Origin of the sequence: Nostoc sp. NMS9, assembly GCF_017114995.1 — a bacterium.
In the GTDB taxonomy this organism is placed as follows: domain Bacteria; phylum Cyanobacteriota; class Cyanobacteriia; order Cyanobacteriales; family Nostocaceae; genus Nostoc.
In genome coordinates, this window is the sequence record NZ_JABXKL010000018.1 from 1 (window position 1) to 16776 (window position 16776).

Consider the following 16776-nt stretch of genomic DNA (forward strand, 5'->3'; position numbering starts at 1 on the left):
CTAATTTTACTTTCTACCATTTTTTTGTGCTTTGATTATATTTTGGATGGGTCTATTATAAGCATATTTCCTAACACAAAAGTTGACAGAAGTAAGCAGCTATGCGTGAGAGGAGGAAAAATCATTCTTTTCGACTATTGTTTGCGTAAGTCCTGTTCACTTTTCGCTGTCCGGCTGAAGACTCGATAATATAGTGACGTACTAGTTTCCTTTAAGGGAAACAGCAGATAGGTAAGAGGATTTATTGCCACAATAATATTTCGGAAGTCACGCCGTGCCAAAAATAAGATCGCACGAGCAACTTGCTGTGCAGACATCACTCCATAAGGATTCAGTTGACTCTTAAATGGGCCAAGAATTAACTTGCGAATTATACAATCCCCATCCAAACGCTTGAGGGTAACAATATCTCCTAGCGCTCTTTTGCTGAGTTCATAAAGTGGACTAAGTGCTGGAGAAACCTCAGCCTCAGAAGTGTTTACCCAGATTTCCTTGGTTGCTTTTGCTTGTGGGCCTGTTACAGTTGTCGAAAATATATCTATCAACCGCAATGCTGAAAAGGTATTCACTTCATAAGAGGAGTTGATAGCCTCCGGTGTGCGGCTGGCGTAGACATTGACTCCGTGATTGATAATTAAAATATCTACTTTCTCTAAACTATCCCTCAAATTGGCTTCGTTGCCCAACTGCCAGGAAACCACCTTTACCCCAACTTGCTCTACTAATTTTTCTGGATTAGTAGTTAATGCCACGACTTTAGCATTATTCTTTACAAGTTCAGCCGCCAACGCTTGCCCCAACGCTCCTGATGCTCCAGTTAAAGCGATGGTTTTACCTTTGAGAGATAGTCCTGTGCCAAGAATTTTATCCACTAGGGGAAAGACACCACTGTAGTAAGCGTTGACATCATCAAAATGATGCCGCCAATGGTAAGACCGATTCACCCACCAAATGGATGGAATTGTCTCTAAAGGGCCGGGTAGGTGGTTGTAATCTGTATCAATTTTTCCCTGGAAATATCGCACAGACGCGCCATACAAGAAGGTGCAACCATAAGCTACTCCCAGCCATAATCCCAGTTGTTGGACAATTAAGGCAATGACTACCAATACCACCAGCAGTAGACTCGACTCTAAAATGTCGTGATAAAGCTGGGATTCTTGGTAAACTTTCAGGGAAACTATCGATAAATCGCGGCGATAAGCCATGTGGTGCTTGTTGTGCCATTTAGCAAGCCAATTGACTTGGTGACACAAAGCATGGTAGCTGTCTCTGAATATCTCAGCGAGTAAAAGTGAGAAAAGTGCCCAACTAGCAAACTGTAAGCTGGCATTTAGCCAAACCCAATTAATTTGTAAACTTGTCTCAATTCCTATCAAGTTTTCAGCTAGCATTTTTATCATGTTTGTCTATACTCGTTTTTTTTAATCATTCTTCATGATCTGATAAAGGTGCGTTCAGGTCGAGTCTAGAGCAAATTAAATTGAACCTCACACCACTAGAAGTGGCGTGATTCCTGCTTCAACGATCTGTGCCTGAATGACTTCAGGACTTACAAGTTCTCCACAGGCGTTTAGAGCCTCCGGGATACCCACGGCGGCTGTCTTGAAAAGTCGCTTTGCTGCGGGGGTCTCCCCCGCAGTATTAATACCCCCGCTTTTCGCTATTAATCTCAATCCTTCACCCAATATGTTCAAAGCTGCATTATTGTCTCTCAAATTGTAACTACTACAATTAGGACAAGACCATTCACGCAGCTTTAAATCTTTGACCAATGGGTTAATGAAACCACAATGATTACAAGTTTGAGATGAGGGATAAAATGTACCCACTTTCTGCACAATTCTGTCATGCCACAAAGCTTTGTATTCCAGCATGGCAATGAACTTAGACCAACTAGTGTCCGAAATACTCAAAGCTAATTTGTGATTTTTAATCATGTTAGCAACTCGCAAATCTTCTATACAGATAATACTGTTTTCTTTGATTAAACGAGTTGATAGCTTATGCAGAAAGTCATCTCTCATATTATTAATGTGTGAGTAGATACGAGCCAGCTTGATTTTCGCTTTGACTCTATTACTGCTACCCTTGACACTACGAGATAGCTTTTTATGGTATGAGCGTAACTTCCTTTTTTGAGTTCTGTAATATTTCGGATTATCTACAACTTCTCCCTTCGGGTTCGCCAGTCCAACGCCAGTCGCTCCTGGGGGAGACCCCCATGACCGCGCTGGCTCCTCTTTGTTGGGACAACAAGACCGGGCTGGCTCACCATTGCTAGTAACGAGATAAGATTTTATGCCTAAGTCTAGCCCAAGATTTTGAGTAACTTGGGGGTGTTTCTCTATCTCTGTTTCACATAAAATACTAGCAATATATTTACCTGATGAAGTGCGAGTTACCGTAACATTTATAAGCTTTCCCGTAATTTCCTGAGACTTGTGAAACTTCACCCATCCTAGTTTTGGTAGTTTTAAACGATTCTCTATTACCTGAATGTTGCCATTGGTTAGGTTGGTTTTGTAGGACTGCTTGCATCCATGTTTCTTTTTGAATTTAGGAAAGCCTACACCTTTACCTTTAGCTTTTTGGCAATCATGAAAAAAGTTTTTGTACGCTGTTTCTAGATTCTTGAGCGAGTTTTGTAGAGCAAATTTATCTACCTCTTTGAGCCATGCAATCTCTTTTTTAAGTAAAGTTAACTGCTGACTACAAGCGTTATAGTTTAACGCTTTTTTCTCGGTGTTATATAACTCTTTTCTCAGTGCTAAAAAGCGGTTGTACACAAACCTTGCACAGCCAATAGTCTTGTTAATTAAGAGGAGTTGATTGTGTGTGGAAATTAGTGTAATATTGAATGCTTTCTGCACGTAGGACAACTTCAAAGAATGTGTTAAATACACTGGTATTGTAACACAAAGTCACGCTCAATATGGAGCACCTAACTCATGACTATAAGTCACGAGTGTGTGGCTTGTAGAAATCAAAGGAAATGGGGAATGGGAGACAAGGAGAATAACCATGCCCAATGCCCAATGCCCAATTAGCAATTAGTTATGATATTCCAGTTGACTTTCAGATATCCAGGTTCAATATGGGTAAAGTGTTTGCTCAATTGCTGATGTGCTTTTGGTAGCGCGTGAAACGGAATTGATGCATACAAATGATGCTCTGCATGAAATGGCATATTCCACATAAAAAATCGCACAGGCCAGAATGTCAGCGTTGTGCGGGTATTTGTGAGCAGATTTGCGTCAAGAGTGCAACCTGTATGTTCTGCTAGCAGAATAAACCGGAGAATCGGCTGACCGATAAGCATGGGTAGCAGCCAATAGAGGAAAAACCAAGGCTGATTAACTACAATTGAAAGAGCGATCGCACCAGCATAAATACCTAATTGCCAACGTGTAGAACGAATAACTTTGGCTCGTGCGGCTTCTGCCACAAATGGAAAATTGTCAAATTGACCAGTCGCAACCTGAAAATGCCCGCGTATTTTACCCCACCACCACGGTAAACCGCTAATTATCAACAAGTATTTACCCAGGTTGCTCGGTTTGGGATCGGTCAGTTCCGGATCTTTGTCAGGAACGCGAGTGTAACGGTGATGCCATTTATGATAACGACGAAAGAAAGTGCTGTTGTAAAATGAGAGCAAGCCGGAAAACCATGCCACAGCTTCATTCAAACGATTGTTAGCGAAAGCCGTTCTGTGAACGCATTCATGCATCGGTGCAAACATGGAAGCCAGACTGAAGCCGTAAATTACTAGTGCTGGTATAGCCACCGACCAATTGCCAAAGTTTGTTCCCCACAGGTAGCCACTGCAACCCATAACTGTAAGGTGCAAAACCAGTTTAACTAGCCCTTTGCTGTTGGAGCGATCGTTTAGAAGATTTAATTCCTGTACACTGAGAATTTGACAGACGTTTTGCTTGTTATCAGGTTTGTCATCCAATACTTCAGATTGAATAATTGCGTTAGACATAATTGAAACTCTACAGAGTGTTGCTGAAATTAAGTATAAATTTGCTTCTTTGACAATCCAAAATGGTATTAGCTGGCCACACCAGCGCGAAAAATTTGTTCTGCGGTTAAATTCAACTCTGGGAATGTTGGCGATTGGATACGGTCATTACCTCGAAATTTATTAATTAAATATTCACCTTCTTCTAAACAGCAAACCAAGATAGTAGGTTGTTTTGGCTTGCCAATGAATTCCCTACCACCCAATGCGGCATAATCCACAATCCAGTATTTAGGAATTCCCATTTGTTCATAGTCAGCGTATTTTTTGTGGTAATCATCACGCCAATTAGTACTCACTACCTCCACCACTAAAGGAATAGATGCAGCAAGGCTTACAGTCGATGCTTTTTTCCATAGAAGTTCGTTTACTAAATTAGGCTGATTTAGTATAAGGACATCTGGTGAATAAGCTGATTCGTTTTCAAATGGTTTGACGAATACTGTTTTTGGGATGAGATAGGCAAGATTTAAGCGATCTAATTCAACATTAAGTTTTCTGACTAAAAATCCAACGACCTCTTCATGGTCGCCTGTTGCTTGTGTCATCTCAACAATTACTCCATCATGGAGTTCATAACGTCGTTGTGGGTTGTCTGGGTACTGAGCAACAAATTCATCGAATGTAACTAGTTTGCGTAAGGCTTGAATCATGGCTTTATTTCTTAAAGCAAAACTGATATAAGCGTGAAGGAGGCAGGAGCTAGGGGGAGCCGAGGGAGAAAAAAGACTTATTCTAAGCGTATTGCAATTCTAAGGCTTATTCATCATTTGATACTCGTCAACGAGTCTTTGAACTCCGTTAATCAATCTTTGATACTCGTAAACCTAGCTTTTGTACTGAATATTTTACTTCCTGCATTTTCAAGTGTCACACTACAGATTTGCGATGTCTAACAACAAGCCGCTACACATCTAGGCAATTATAGAAATGATAATCATCATAACAGACAGAGGGGAGCAGCCTTTGGCGTGGCTTTTGATAGTGGAAAGTATGGCTTCTGGCATCTATTATTGAAAATCGTTTTAACTACTACTGAACGATAGAAAAATTCTGCTTCGTTAGACATAATATTGATAGCGGAATAATTTAAATCTTTTTCTTCATAAATTTTCTTGGTGAATTTATACAATTTATACAATTTATACGCTATTAAAACATTTATTCAAACATGAACTTTAACAATAGAATGTTATCGTAAAAATTGTTAATAATTTTTTTTAGCAGGTCAAATAAATACTTGATATTGACGATGTTGCCATGAAAGTTAGTGCTTTTAATAGACTAGTACCGCAAGGCGGAAGTCAAAAGTCAAAAGTCAAAAGTCAAAAGTATTATGGAATGGGCTTTTTAAAGATTTTAAATGGTTGCTCTATTTCCGCCGTCGCGTACTAGTACAGCACAGTGTAAATAAACCACCTATTCCAAATCAACGAAACGTTTACGCTGTATACCTGTTTGAATTTTGAATGCGTGAATTTTGAATTTCGTCTTGCGGTACTAGTAACTGCAATCAAAGCTGCTAAGGGAGTTGATACTTTCAAAGGTAATAACACGTTCCCCATTTTTTTGCCTACTGATAAGACCTTTACTGAACTTTAAGCAAACACACATAAATGCACTGTTTAAGGTTTTTCCAAAGTTCAAGAAAATCCCAATTTTAGAACTGTGATGCATATAAATAATAGATTTCCTACTAATCATTCCTTTCTTCAAGGGCTACGAGTTCTCCTTGTAGATAATGATGTCAATTTCTGCAATTCGTTGACGCCAATGTTGCAATCCTATGGTGTGAAGGTGCAAGCAGCATTCTTAAAAGAGCAAGCTCTGGAAATATTTGTGCAATGGCAACCTGATGTCCTCTTGAATGGTATTTCCTCACCAAAGGAGGATAGCTATGCTCTGATTCACCAAGTGAGAACACTTGCGGGAGAACGAGGCAAAGTAGTGCCAGCGATCGCTTTGACAGGCACTGTAACTGAAGATATGTATCAACGTGTTCTCTTAGCTGGGTTTAGTCTATGCTTTGCTAAACCCGTAGTTATTGATGATTTCGTTGCTGTGCTTGGCATTTTAGCAATTGCTAATAACCCTCATTCGCCCTCATGCTAACTAGCTCTAATTAATGTCTTAGATATAGTAGTCTAAGTTTTGAAAAGTAATAATACGGGTCATTTATCGAACAGAATTCAGGAGTCAGGAGTCAGAATTCAGAATGAATTTTGTACGACTAGCGGATGAATAACCAGGTTTAAGACCCCCACCAAATCTACGATTTGGTGGTGCAACAATTCAGTCGCGGGTCTGAATCCCCGACTGTAAGCGTTGCGGTAGCGAGTATTTTCGAGTCGCGTCTTGATTCTGACTCCTGAATTCAGAATAGCTGAATTGTTCTTCAATGGTGGTGATGATTATTTTTGAAATGCTACTAACGAACTTGATAAAGGATAGAATTAATCTTAGGAGTTATAAAATGAGTGTTTTAACTCAATTAGTTTTGCTTTTGAGTAGTGGAATTATTGGTATTGGATTTATCCTAGCTTCTTACTTCTTGGCAGTGACTTGGATTTAGTAAACTTAAATTTTTTATACTTTATCTATTGGGGATATTAGATAAATCCAATTCGCAATTCGTAATTCGCAATTTGCAATAAAAATATAAAATCGCCAAACTTCCAGATATTTGAGTTTAAAAGCGAGTTATGAGATGCTCACTCCGCGAGAAATAATGCGTCCAACTTTTCAGTAGCCCTAAATTTATTTATCGGATTCTCTCCCCTGCCCCCTGCTCCCAGCAAGAACTGCCCCTTTTCCTCTTTTCCTGACGCTAAAGCGAAAATCGATCAAAATCAGAACTAGGCGTGATTTGAGAACTTAATTCATCCAATCAGCCTTAATTTATTTCATTTATACTCAAACTATTATAAATACAGGGCAAGTAAGTAAACTGACCTAAAATATAAAGCTGATCTGCCAAACCATTGCAGTGCTAAACTTCATTCTATGACATCCGATCAACCCTCTGAGCAACCTGTATCTGAATCTACCGCTAATGAATTCGACATAGAGCAGCAAGACATTGGAGATGCTTTATTTCCCATCGTTGGCATTGCGGCCTCTGCGGGTGGATTAGAGGCATTTAGCCAGTTGCTCAGGCATTTGCTTACCGATACAGGGATGGCATTTGTGCTGATTCAACACTTAGACCCTAACCACAAGAGTCTGTTGAGCGAGATTCTGGCAAGAAAAACTCAAATGCCTGTCAGCGAAGTGCAAGATGGCGTGACTGTAGAACCTAACAAGGTCTACATTATTCCGCCTAACACTAAGATGATGTTGTCTGGTGGGGTGTTGCAACTCACGGCGCGAGAGAAAGTTCAGGGGAAATATATGCCTGCTGATGCGTTCTTTACTTCGTTGGCAGCGGATCGAGGGCACAAAGCGATCGCAGTGGTTTTATCTGGGGCGGATGGAGACGGTTCACTGGGGCTAAAGGCAATCAAGGCAGCTGGAGGCGTGACTTTTGCTCAGTGTGAAGACACAGCAAAATTCGATAGTATGCCCAATACTGCTGTTGCTACAGGGAATGTTGATTTTGTGCTGCCGCCTCAAAAAATTGCTGAGGAACTGGCAAACCTCAGTCGCAATCCTTTTATTACTGACTCACAGCCGCCGATCGCGGTTGAGAAATTGCCCGAACACGATGATGCCCTGGCGACTATTTTTGTCTCATTGCGATCGGCAACTGGCGTTGACTTCAGCCACTACAAGCCCAATACGCTCGATCGCCGAATCCAGCGGCGAATGCTGTTGTATAAACTAGAGCAGTTGGAAGATTATGCCCAGTATTTGCAAGAAAATCCGGCTGAAGTCAAGGCGCTCTATGAAGAAATTCTGATCCACGTTACCTATTTTTTCCGCGACCCTGAAGCATTTCAACTGTTGAGAGAGCGAGTTTTTCCCACTATCATCCAAAACAAATCAGCAGAGTTGCCGATTCGGATTTGGGTAGCTGGGTGTTCCACGGGCGAAGAAGTGTATTCGCTCGCCATCTCCTTGCTGGAGTTTTTGTCGGATAAAATCACCCCGCCGCCGATCCAGATTTTTGCCACAGACATCAGCGAGATAGCGATTGACAAAGCAAGATCGGGCATTTATGTAGAGAATCAAATGATCGAAGTCTCACCAGAGCGCCGCCGCAGATTCTTTAATGCCTTTGAAGGTGGTGGGTATCAAATTAGTAAAGTTGTCCGCGAACTGTGTGTGTTTGCCCGACAAGACTTGGGTAGCGACCCCCCTTTTTCCAACTTAGATTTAATTAGCTGCCGGAATGTACTGATTTACTTGGGCGAAACGTTGCAAAAACGGATACTGCCTATCTTTCATTACAGTCTCAACCCGACTGGCTTTTTGCTGCTAGGGACTTCAGAAAGCACTGGTAAATATTCAGAGTTGTTTACTCAGATTGATAAAAAGTATAAAATTTATGCTAAGAAAATAACCGCATTTCGTCCAACTTTTTCGTTCGTTACCAGCAATTATCCGATGGTAAAAGTGGACGAACCTAAGTTAATGAATGAGAGTTCATCGGATGAGTTTGACTTAGAAAGAAAAACTGACCAACTGATCTTGAATCGCTATGCCGCAGTGGGTGTGGTGATCAACGACAAGATGGACGTGCTGCAATTTCGGGGAGAAATCGATCTCTACCTAAAACTTGCACCTGGTAAACCAAGTCTTAACTTATTCAAAATGGTGCGCGAGGGTTTGCTCATTGAGCTACGCTCCACAATTTATCAAGCACAACGGCAAAAAATTCTAGTTAGAAAGGAAGGGTTACGAATTGAAGAGGGCATTGAAGAGGGCGATCTTTTAAAAATCATCAATATTGAGGTGATTCCATTCAAGCCTTCGATCAATGAAGAATTCTACTTTCTGGTTTTATTTGAAGAAGCCCCACCCACTGTTAGCAACCTCAACACGGTAAATCCTGAGAGCCAAGAGCAGGGAGACTTAGAGCGAGAGATTGCTAGGCTAAGACTTGAACTCGCAACCGCAAACCAAGAGCGGGCTGCGACTCAAGAGTATCTGCAAGCGGTGATTCAAGAGCAGGAGCACATCAATCAAGACCTGAAAGTTGCCAATGAAGAAATTCTCTCCAGTAATGAAGAGTTGCAAAGCACCAATGAGGAGCTAGAAACTGCTAAAGAAGAGATTCAGGCAACCAACGAAGAACTCAACACAACTAATGAAGAACTTCGCTCTCGAAATCTGGAATTACACCAAGTTAACAACGATCTCACGAATTTACTTGCCAGTATCAATATTCCAATTTTGATATTGACAAATGACTTACGCGTTCGACGTTTTACGCCAATGGCGCAGCGGCTTTTCAATTTAATTCCCGCCGATGCTGGACGACCCTTGAGCGACATCAGAGCGAATCTCAATACTCCTGACTTAGAACCTCTAATTTTGGAGGTTCTTGACACACTCAGCATCAAAGAATTAGAAGTCCAAACCCTGGGGGGACATTGGTACAACCTCCGCATCCGTCCTTATCGCACCACAGAAAACCAGATTGATGGTGTAGTGTTGGTGTTAATAGATATTGATGTTCTTAAACGCAGTGCAGAAAGGTTAGAACAAGCCCGGAATTACGCTGAAGCGATTGTGGAGACGGTACAAGTGCCGTTAATCGTGCTTGATTCTGATTTCCGGGTGAACAAAGCCAATCGCTCGTTTTATGAAACATTTCAGGTTTCACCATCACAGACAGCGCAATCTCTGGTTTTTGAACTAGGAAACGGTCAGTGGAACCTGCCCGGACTGCGATCGCTCTTAGAAGACATTCTTGCCAACGATACTAGTATTCAAAACTTAGAGGTGGAGCATCGTTTTGAGCAGATTGGGCAGAAAACCATGCTGCTCAATGGTTGGAAAATTATTCAACAGGGAGATGCTGAAAGGATTTTGCTGGCGATTGAAGATATCACCGATCGCAAGCAGTTTGAGTTAGAGCGATCGCAACTTCTAGCACAGGAGCAGTCAGCCCGTCAAGAGGCGGAAAATGCCAACCGAGCCAAAAATGAATTCCTGTCGAACCTCTCCCATGAACTTCGTAACCCGCTCAATACTATACTGGGCTGGGCGCAACTTTTCCGCACCCGCAATTTAGATTCTTTAGCAGTCACTCGTGCCTGGGAAGTGGTGGAGCGGAGTGCTAACGTACAAGCTCAGTTAATTGATGATATGCTGGATGTCGCACGGATTACGAGTGGAAAGCTTCATTTAAACACTCGTCTAATTGATCTAGTTTCAGTAATCGATGCCGCAATTGAGTCTATCCAATTTTCCGCAGAGGCGAAAAGCATTCAAATTGTTTCAGACTTGAACTCAGCGACGATTGTCGGAGATTTTGATCGCTTACAGCAAGTTCTGTGGAATTTACTTTCTAACGCTATTAAGTTCACTCCAGCCGGTGGGCGAGTGGAAATCACGCTCCAAGCTCTATATACTCACGCCCAGATTCAAGTCAGCGATACAGGAATTGGCATCTCGGCAGACTTGCTGCCATATATTTTTGATCGCTTCCGTCAAGGAAATTCCAGCAGCAACAAAACGACTCAGGGACTTGGATTGGGCTTGTCAATCGTCCGTCATCTTGTCGAACTTCACGGTGGAACAGTTCAAGCGCAAAGTCCAGGCGAGGGACAAGGAGCCACGATCGCCGTCAGGCTGCCTCTGCGCTCAATGCCACTGGAGATTACACCGCCAACTTATTTAGAGCCGAGCGTTTTGTCAGAGACTCTGGATACATTAGATGGTAGGATTGCATCCCTTACCCTTGAAGGGTTATGCATCTTGGCTGTAGACGATCAAGCGGATAGCCGCGACTTACTAAAGTGGATGTTAGAAGACTTCGGGGCTGAAGTAGTAGTTGTGACATCGGCTAGGGAAGCGATCGCTGCTCTAACTGAATCTCCTGGCAAATATGATGTGCTTCTAGCAGATATTGGAATGCCAGATGAGGATGGTTACTCCCTGATGCGTCAGGTTAGAGAGCTTGAGGCTGAAGCTGGGGGACAAATTCCAGCAGCCGCAATTACTGCCTATGCCACCGAGCAGGAGCGGCAAATGGCAATTGATGCTGGGTTCCAAATGCATATAGCTAAACCGATTGACTCTACTCAATTGGTATTGATGATTGCAAACTTGAGTGGACGAGGCACGGATAATTCGTAATTCGTAATTCGTAATTGAGGGTACTGTCAATACGGTTCGGTTAAGGTTTTTTGATGAAAATTCTAGATCGCTAAAGATGCGATAAATCGCCGTCAAGACGAAAGACTGATTATTGTAGAGACGGCGATTCATCGCGTCTCTTGCCTTAACCGAACAGTATTGAGGGTACTGTTGTCAAATATAGCAATACAACATTTGATTTTTGAAAATGCGCGGTGTCCAAATCCCCGACTTCTTAGATAAGTCGGGGATCTAATTTTTCACAAATTATTTAGGACTGCTATATATCATGTTTGAATAAACGTTTTAATTACGTATAAATTGTAGAATCTGCACCTAAAACATTCCAAAGTTATAGATGATATTTGATATCTTTACTTAAAAAGATACAAAGCATATTTAATTTATTTTACTAAAACAGAAAGTATCAACTATGAATTGAGGGGTCTTACGCATGACTGCAACTTTCATGAAGCTGCCTAAGTTTCGCAATACTCAATGGGTGAGGTTTGTTGGTGGAGAAGGGATTGTACGCAGCTACACACCTGAATCTGGCACATGGACGTATCTCATTGAGATGGGATTAGGGCTAGAGCCTGACTTTGGTAGAGTTGGTGCAGAAACAATGATACTCCTCACCGAGGCAGATTTACGGACGACATAATCATTAGACCTCTTGCATAAATCAAAAATAAGAACCCCACCCCGCCAAAGCTACGCTTTGTCTCCTCTCCCCTTAGCAACTACGGTGTACGTACAAGTCTGAAATAGCTGATTAACCAAGGTTTTACCCCACCCTAACCCTCCCCTTATAAAGGGGAGGGAACTAGATATCTTTTTTCCCCCCAATGCATCGGGGGGATTAAGGGGGGTAATTCAACTTATGTGTACACGGTAGGCCCTTAGCAAGGGGAGGGGTTGGGTTCTTTCTATGCGTCTTCATAAAGAATTGGTATTAATGGAGTTCCGAGCTTCATTAATGAACATCAAAGACTCATTAATGAACATCAAAGACTCATTAATGGAGTTCAAAGGCTCATTAATGAATATCAAAGGCTTATTAATGGAGTTCAAAGACTCATTAATGAATATCAAAGGCTCATTAATGGAGTTCAAAGACTCATTAATGAATATCAAAGGCTCATTGTTGCATTCTAAAATATATCTCCTCTCCCCTCCTGCTCCCCTGCCTTATCATAAATCAAGGGGTTTAAGACCCCTACGTCTACAGGTAGCGTCAGTTTCAGTCGGGGTTTAAATCCCCGTCTGAAAATGTCTTTAATTTTGAATTTTGAATTTTGAATTTTGAATTGTTATGACAATCCCTGCCATTCTCGCTTGGAGAGTTCTTTTATTGGCAATAACAAACTGGCTTCAATCTCTTGCCGCACACCGTCTGTTACCTCACTGTTGCTATTAAGGCAATCGATAAGCAACTGATTGGCATCGTAATATTGTTGCAATACTTGTTGTTGCTGTGGGCTGAAGTGCCAGTGATGCTGAATGTTTCGATGCTTGGCGAGCATCGCCTCTAACCGCTCCATCCAGGCAGGGTAACTTTTTTGCCACCACGTCTGAAACCTTTCTCTAGTTTGTTTTGGATCAGGCAGTAGGTCTTTAAGTTGTTGTAAAGCTTGACGTAAGCCAGCATCTTGAACAATCGCTAAAGCATTACTCAGAGCATCGTCGCAGGCATGAACATCGGCAAAATTAGATTTGCAGTCAATAGTGCATTCCATTACTAGGTTATCTAATGCCACATCCAAAAAAATACTTTGATCGAGCATGCAGGCAACAGCAAAGTCCGCTGTAAGGTGAGGAGTCCTAGCTAGGGCAAGGTAAAACGCGCGAATTGCAGCAGGCTGGGGGGGAGCAGCAAGGGACTTTTGATTTGCCCAAGTTAAAAATTTTTGCAAATATGGATCTTGAGCCACTAGCGCATCAACTTTTTGCTTCATCAACTGCACCAGAAAGTCTGCACTCCGCAGCATGGCAACCGTTAACAAAAAGATTTCACGCCACCTGGGTTCAGTAATATGACTTACCAAACGTTGTAACGGTTGTTCTAATGCTTCTAAATTATGATTAGCGACGATTTGTCGAGCAGTCAGGTATTCTTGAAACGTCAAATAAGAGAAGGAGAAAATCCCCCGCACTCGTTCTGCTAGTAATCCATGTTGCAATTCTATAGCCTGAAGTACGCCTTCACTATCTAATTGCAATTCCTCTGGCTCCGTCGAAGCATTCGGCAAATCACCGATATAGTCACTAATGTATTGCTCAACAATGCGTTGTTCAAAAAAGTAATTACCCTGCTCAAAAGTCGCGCTAGCAACCTGACTCAGCAACTTCAGCTTTTGTGGTAATAAAAAACCTTGGTATACTTCATCCCGCTCAATTCCTTTAGTTTCGTCCCATTTGCCTAGGAGGAGGTCTAAACATTGCTTATAAAAGGCAGCTTTTTGGATTGGGAATTTGTTCTGGTGATGAAAAACCCAGCAGGCGAGATGCAAAAACAAGGGGGTGACGGCAAGTCTACGAAATTGGAAGTTTTCGGGTAAATCTAGTTTTTCAATAAACTCAACTGCCTGTTCCTGTTTATCCTGGATGTTCGTTTTTGTGAGTGCTGTAAACCACTTCTGAGCAAAAGCAACAATTTGGTCTTGACTAAAGGGGGCAATTTCAACATCTGTAAAGCGTCTGAGGTTGAAAGCTTTAGCCGCCGTGCGGCAGGTGACAACAAACATATTCTTTTGATACTTTTCAGAGAATCTGCGAATCTCGTTGACGACACCTTTGCTCTCTTGATGTAGCACTTCATCTAATCCATCCAGCAACAGCAACACTCTGCCCTCCAACAACAAAGTTTCCAGCACAGATGGCTCTGAAATGCCACAGGTGAGGAATTCCTTGCAAATATAGTTGAGTAAATGGAACTCTCCTGCTTCTCTAGATTCGTCGGCAAAATCTCTTAAGCTGACAAAAATGGCAACCCGATTTGCTGCAAATCTACCTCGGTTGCATTGAATCGCCAGATGTTGCAAAAAAGTGGTTTTACCTGCTCCCGGTTTACCCAACACCCGCAGCTTTGAGTAAGTTTCAACTGCCGTGATCCCAGCGATTTGTGTCTGGGATACTTTACCTAAACCAAAGCGATCAAATTCTTTTGATGTAAAGTTTTGCAAGTCAGCAAACTCTAACCACTGAAAGCTGGCAATCTCCTCCAAAATGTTGACATCGATGTAAATGTCATCTATTCTAACGGGGCGACCAACATCTAATAACTGCAAAGTGCCGCACTGGTCTTGAATTTTGTCAAAGCGTTGCGATCGCACTTGTTGGACGAGAGCATCAATATCTAAAAATTCAGCACGAGGTTCTCTTGATTCCGGAAATTCTTCTGGAGGATTAGCCGCAATCTCCCGCCAATTCAACGACAACACAGAACAAATTTCTATAAAGATATGACGCTCAACCGGACGCCCACTAAAAAACCGCCAAATTGGTTGGCGAGTCTTTAAGTTGACTTCAAAAGCCAAATTGTCATGTGTCCACCCCTTATGAGCGAACGCTTTTTTGGCTTCTTGAATCCCGTTGAGTGATCCTTGGAGCGATCGCTTGACCATAGGAGCTTACACACATCAAATAATAATTCTTAAAGTTGACAATATTGCAACATACAGTTTCGGAACTACTTAGAAAGTCAATTAGCTGTTTTTAAATGCTAATGCTTTATTTAAAGCATCTTCAGCTAATATCCTATAATTGCATCTCAATTAAACCTGCTTGGTTTAAGTGTTATTTTTAACTGTTATTCCTGTGTACTAGGAAATTTTTGTATATTTAGAAACTCTAGTCTTGTGGCAAGTATAAAGTTTATATCCGATTGCGTACTCACAGTTATTGTAGCACTTCTCTACACTTGTCTATAAAGTTAGCCTAATCTTGCTAGAAACTAGCAAGATAAATGAAACCAAAGTTGATCAGCTAATTACTTATCTTTAAAATTTATAACTATTGAGATAAAAATGGTTATTAATTATTAGTTAAACGTTGGTAACTGAGATGAACATTATTTTATTAGCAAAGCTTGTTAAAGGCGTCTTGCTATTAAAAATTATCTGGAAGTAAATCTTTCAATTGGCGATTATAGCGCTTCTCGGTTGCGTGAGGTACACCCGTAGGGGCACAGCATGTTCCATTGGTGTCAACTTAACGTGAAAGCCAGCCGAGAACAAGCTTTTAGATATTGTCTCGTTCCCAGTCGGAGACTGGGAATGCCGTCAAGGAGGCTCCGCCTCCCTTGCTGGCGGCAGAGCCGCGAGGAGCAGCATTTCCAGCAAGAGGCTGGAAACGAGGTTTTAAAGGAGTTTGAGCTTAAGTTGACACCAATGGGCATGTTCCCTACACCCCGCGATATAATGTTGTATCGCATCTGAATGGGAACCGCTATATTTAGCAGATAAACTTTTAGTGATAACTGTTATACAGAAAACGATTCCGTCCTGCTGCCTTTGCTTGATATAACGACCGATCTGCCGCAAGAATTATTTCTTCAAAATCAGAACCAGGCATAGGAATCGCTGTAGCAAGCCCAGCACTCAAGGTGACATGATTGCTGACTAATGAATTTCTATGTGGAATTGCCAGTGTCCGAACAGCAGAACAAATTGTTTGGGCTACTAATGTTGTCCCCTCCACATCTGTGTTAGGCAATATCGCAGCAAATTCTTCTCCACCATAACGGGCAACTAGGTCTGTGGAACGCTTCAGAAAATTTTTGATAGTTTTTGCAATTTCTTTCAAGCAGCGATCGCCCGAAAGATGACCATAAGTATCATTGTAAGATTTGAAAAAATCAACGTCCCAGATAATCAGAGAAAAAGGCTGTTGCTCTCTTGCCGTGCGCTGCCACTCTTGAGCTAAATACTCTTCAAATCGTCTTCGGTTAGCTACTTGCGTTAATTCATCGATAATAACTAATCGTTGCAATTCTAAATTCTTAGCAATGAGTTTTTCCTGTAACTTATATTGCTCAATTATCCGTTTTATTCGTTGTTGCAAGATTGGCAAGTGAATCGGTTTGATAAGATAGTCTATTACACCCATTTCAAATGCACGGTCAACTGACTGTTCATCTTCTATCTCTGCAAGCATTAAAACAGGGGTACATTTACCACAATCTAAAGATTGCAATTGAAGGTAACACTCAAACCCATCCATATCTGGCATAATGATATCGAGTATTACTATATCTGGCCGCTGTTTTTCAAAAATACTTAATGCTTCTGCACCACTTTGAGCTTCTACTATTTGATACCCCTTTGGTTCTAGAAAAAGTCGCAGTAATTTGCGGTTAAATGCTTCATCATCAATAATTAAAATTAAAATTTCATTTGATTGAATAACAGTTTTTATTATTTCTGTTTCTTTACTGTTTTTAAAACACGCTCTGCAAATAGTCATATTTTCTACATATTTATAAAAAAGTTTTTTCACTT

At 41.4% G+C, this 16776-nt stretch carries 10 protein-coding genes; 4 read left to right on the top strand and 6 right to left on the bottom strand.

Annotation, left to right across the window (positions count from 1 at the left end; genetic code table 11):
- Nucleotides 1-134: 134 nt before the first annotated feature.
- From HWQ40_RS06470 to HWQ40_RS06485, 4 genes are all read right to left on the bottom strand, one after another.
- Nucleotides 135-1403 (bottom strand): bifunctional sterol desaturase/short chain dehydrogenase, encoded by a 1269-nt coding sequence (locus tag HWQ40_RS06470; RefSeq protein ID WP_292775776.1) that lies wholly within the window; start codon nucleotides 1401-1403, stop codon nucleotides 135-137.
- A gap of 87 nt (nucleotides 1404-1490) precedes the next feature.
- Entirely contained in the window at nucleotides 1491-2873 is a 1383-nt protein-coding gene (locus HWQ40_RS06475; RefSeq protein WP_292775779.1) for an RNA-guided endonuclease TnpB family protein, read from the bottom strand.
- A 173-nt stretch (nucleotides 2874-3046) separates the two neighbouring features.
- Complete coding sequence (locus HWQ40_RS06480; RefSeq protein ID WP_292775782.1) at nucleotides 3047-3991, bottom strand: fatty acid desaturase family protein; 945 nt, start codon at nucleotides 3989-3991, stop codon at nucleotides 3047-3049.
- A 68-nt stretch (nucleotides 3992-4059) separates the two neighbouring features.
- On the bottom strand, nucleotides 4060-4683 hold the full coding sequence (locus HWQ40_RS06485) for a Uma2 family endonuclease (RefSeq protein ID WP_292775784.1): 624 nt from the start codon (nucleotides 4681-4683) through the stop codon (nucleotides 4060-4062).
- Nucleotides 4684-5701: 1018 nt separating this feature from the next.
- Between HWQ40_RS06485 and HWQ40_RS06490 the strand changes: the two genes are divergently transcribed.
- The 4 genes from HWQ40_RS06490 (at nucleotide 5702) to HWQ40_RS06505 (ending at nucleotide 12533) form a co-directional block, all read left to right on the top strand.
- Entirely contained in the window at nucleotides 5702-6142 is a 441-nt protein-coding gene (locus HWQ40_RS06490) for a response regulator (protein WP_292775786.1), read from the top strand.
- An 891-nt stretch (nucleotides 6143-7033) separates the two neighbouring features.
- Nucleotides 7034-11275 (top strand): chemotaxis protein CheB, encoded by a 4242-nt coding sequence (locus tag HWQ40_RS06495; RefSeq protein ID WP_292775789.1) that lies wholly within the window; start codon nucleotides 7034-7036, stop codon nucleotides 11273-11275.
- A 454-nt stretch (nucleotides 11276-11729) separates the two neighbouring features.
- Nucleotides 11730-11939 (top strand): hypothetical protein, encoded by a 210-nt coding sequence (locus tag HWQ40_RS06500; RefSeq protein WP_292775791.1) that lies wholly within the window; start codon nucleotides 11730-11732, stop codon nucleotides 11937-11939.
- Nucleotides 11940-12206: 267 nt separating this feature from the next.
- A complete protein-coding gene (locus HWQ40_RS06505; RefSeq protein WP_292775793.1) occupies nucleotides 12207-12533 on the top strand; it encodes a hypothetical protein in 327 nt (108 codons plus the stop codon).
- 55 nt (nucleotides 12534-12588) lie between these two features.
- Here HWQ40_RS06505 and HWQ40_RS06510 read toward each other — a convergent pair whose 3' ends face one another.
- Nucleotides 12589-14901, bottom strand: coding sequence for an NACHT domain-containing NTPase (locus HWQ40_RS06510; RefSeq protein WP_292775795.1), 2313 nt, complete (start codon nucleotides 14899-14901; stop codon nucleotides 12589-12591).
- An 844-nt stretch (nucleotides 14902-15745) separates the two neighbouring features.
- Complete coding sequence (locus tag HWQ40_RS06515; RefSeq protein ID WP_292775797.1) at nucleotides 15746-16774, bottom strand: PleD family two-component system response regulator; 1029 nt, start codon at nucleotides 16772-16774, stop codon at nucleotides 15746-15748.
- Nucleotides 16775-16776 lie beyond the last annotated feature (2 nt).

Bases quoted from the DNA above. Each gene is read 5' to 3' on its own strand.
- HWQ40_RS06470 (WP_292775776.1), bottom strand. From the start codon at position 1,403: ATGATAAAAATGCTAGCTGAAAACTTGATAGGAATTGAGACAAGTTTA.
- HWQ40_RS06480 (WP_292775782.1), bottom strand. From the start codon at position 3,991: ATGTCTAACGCAATTATTCAATCTGAAGTATTGGATGACAAACCTGAT.
- HWQ40_RS06485 (WP_292775784.1), bottom strand. From the start codon at position 4,683: ATGATTCAAGCCTTACGCAAACTAGTTACATTCGATGAATTTGTTGCT.
- HWQ40_RS06490 (WP_292775786.1), top strand. From the start codon at position 5,702: ATGCATATAAATAATAGATTTCCTACTAATCATTCCTTTCTTCAAGGG.
- HWQ40_RS06495 (WP_292775789.1), top strand. From the start codon at position 7,034: ATGACATCCGATCAACCCTCTGAGCAACCTGTATCTGAATCTACCGCT.
- HWQ40_RS06500 (WP_292775791.1), top strand. From the start codon at position 11,730: ATGACTGCAACTTTCATGAAGCTGCCTAAGTTTCGCAATACTCAATGG.
- HWQ40_RS06505 (WP_292775793.1), top strand. From the start codon at position 12,207: ATGCGTCTTCATAAAGAATTGGTATTAATGGAGTTCCGAGCTTCATTA.
- HWQ40_RS06510 (WP_292775795.1), bottom strand. From the start codon at position 14,901: ATGGTCAAGCGATCGCTCCAAGGATCACTCAACGGGATTCAAGAAGCC.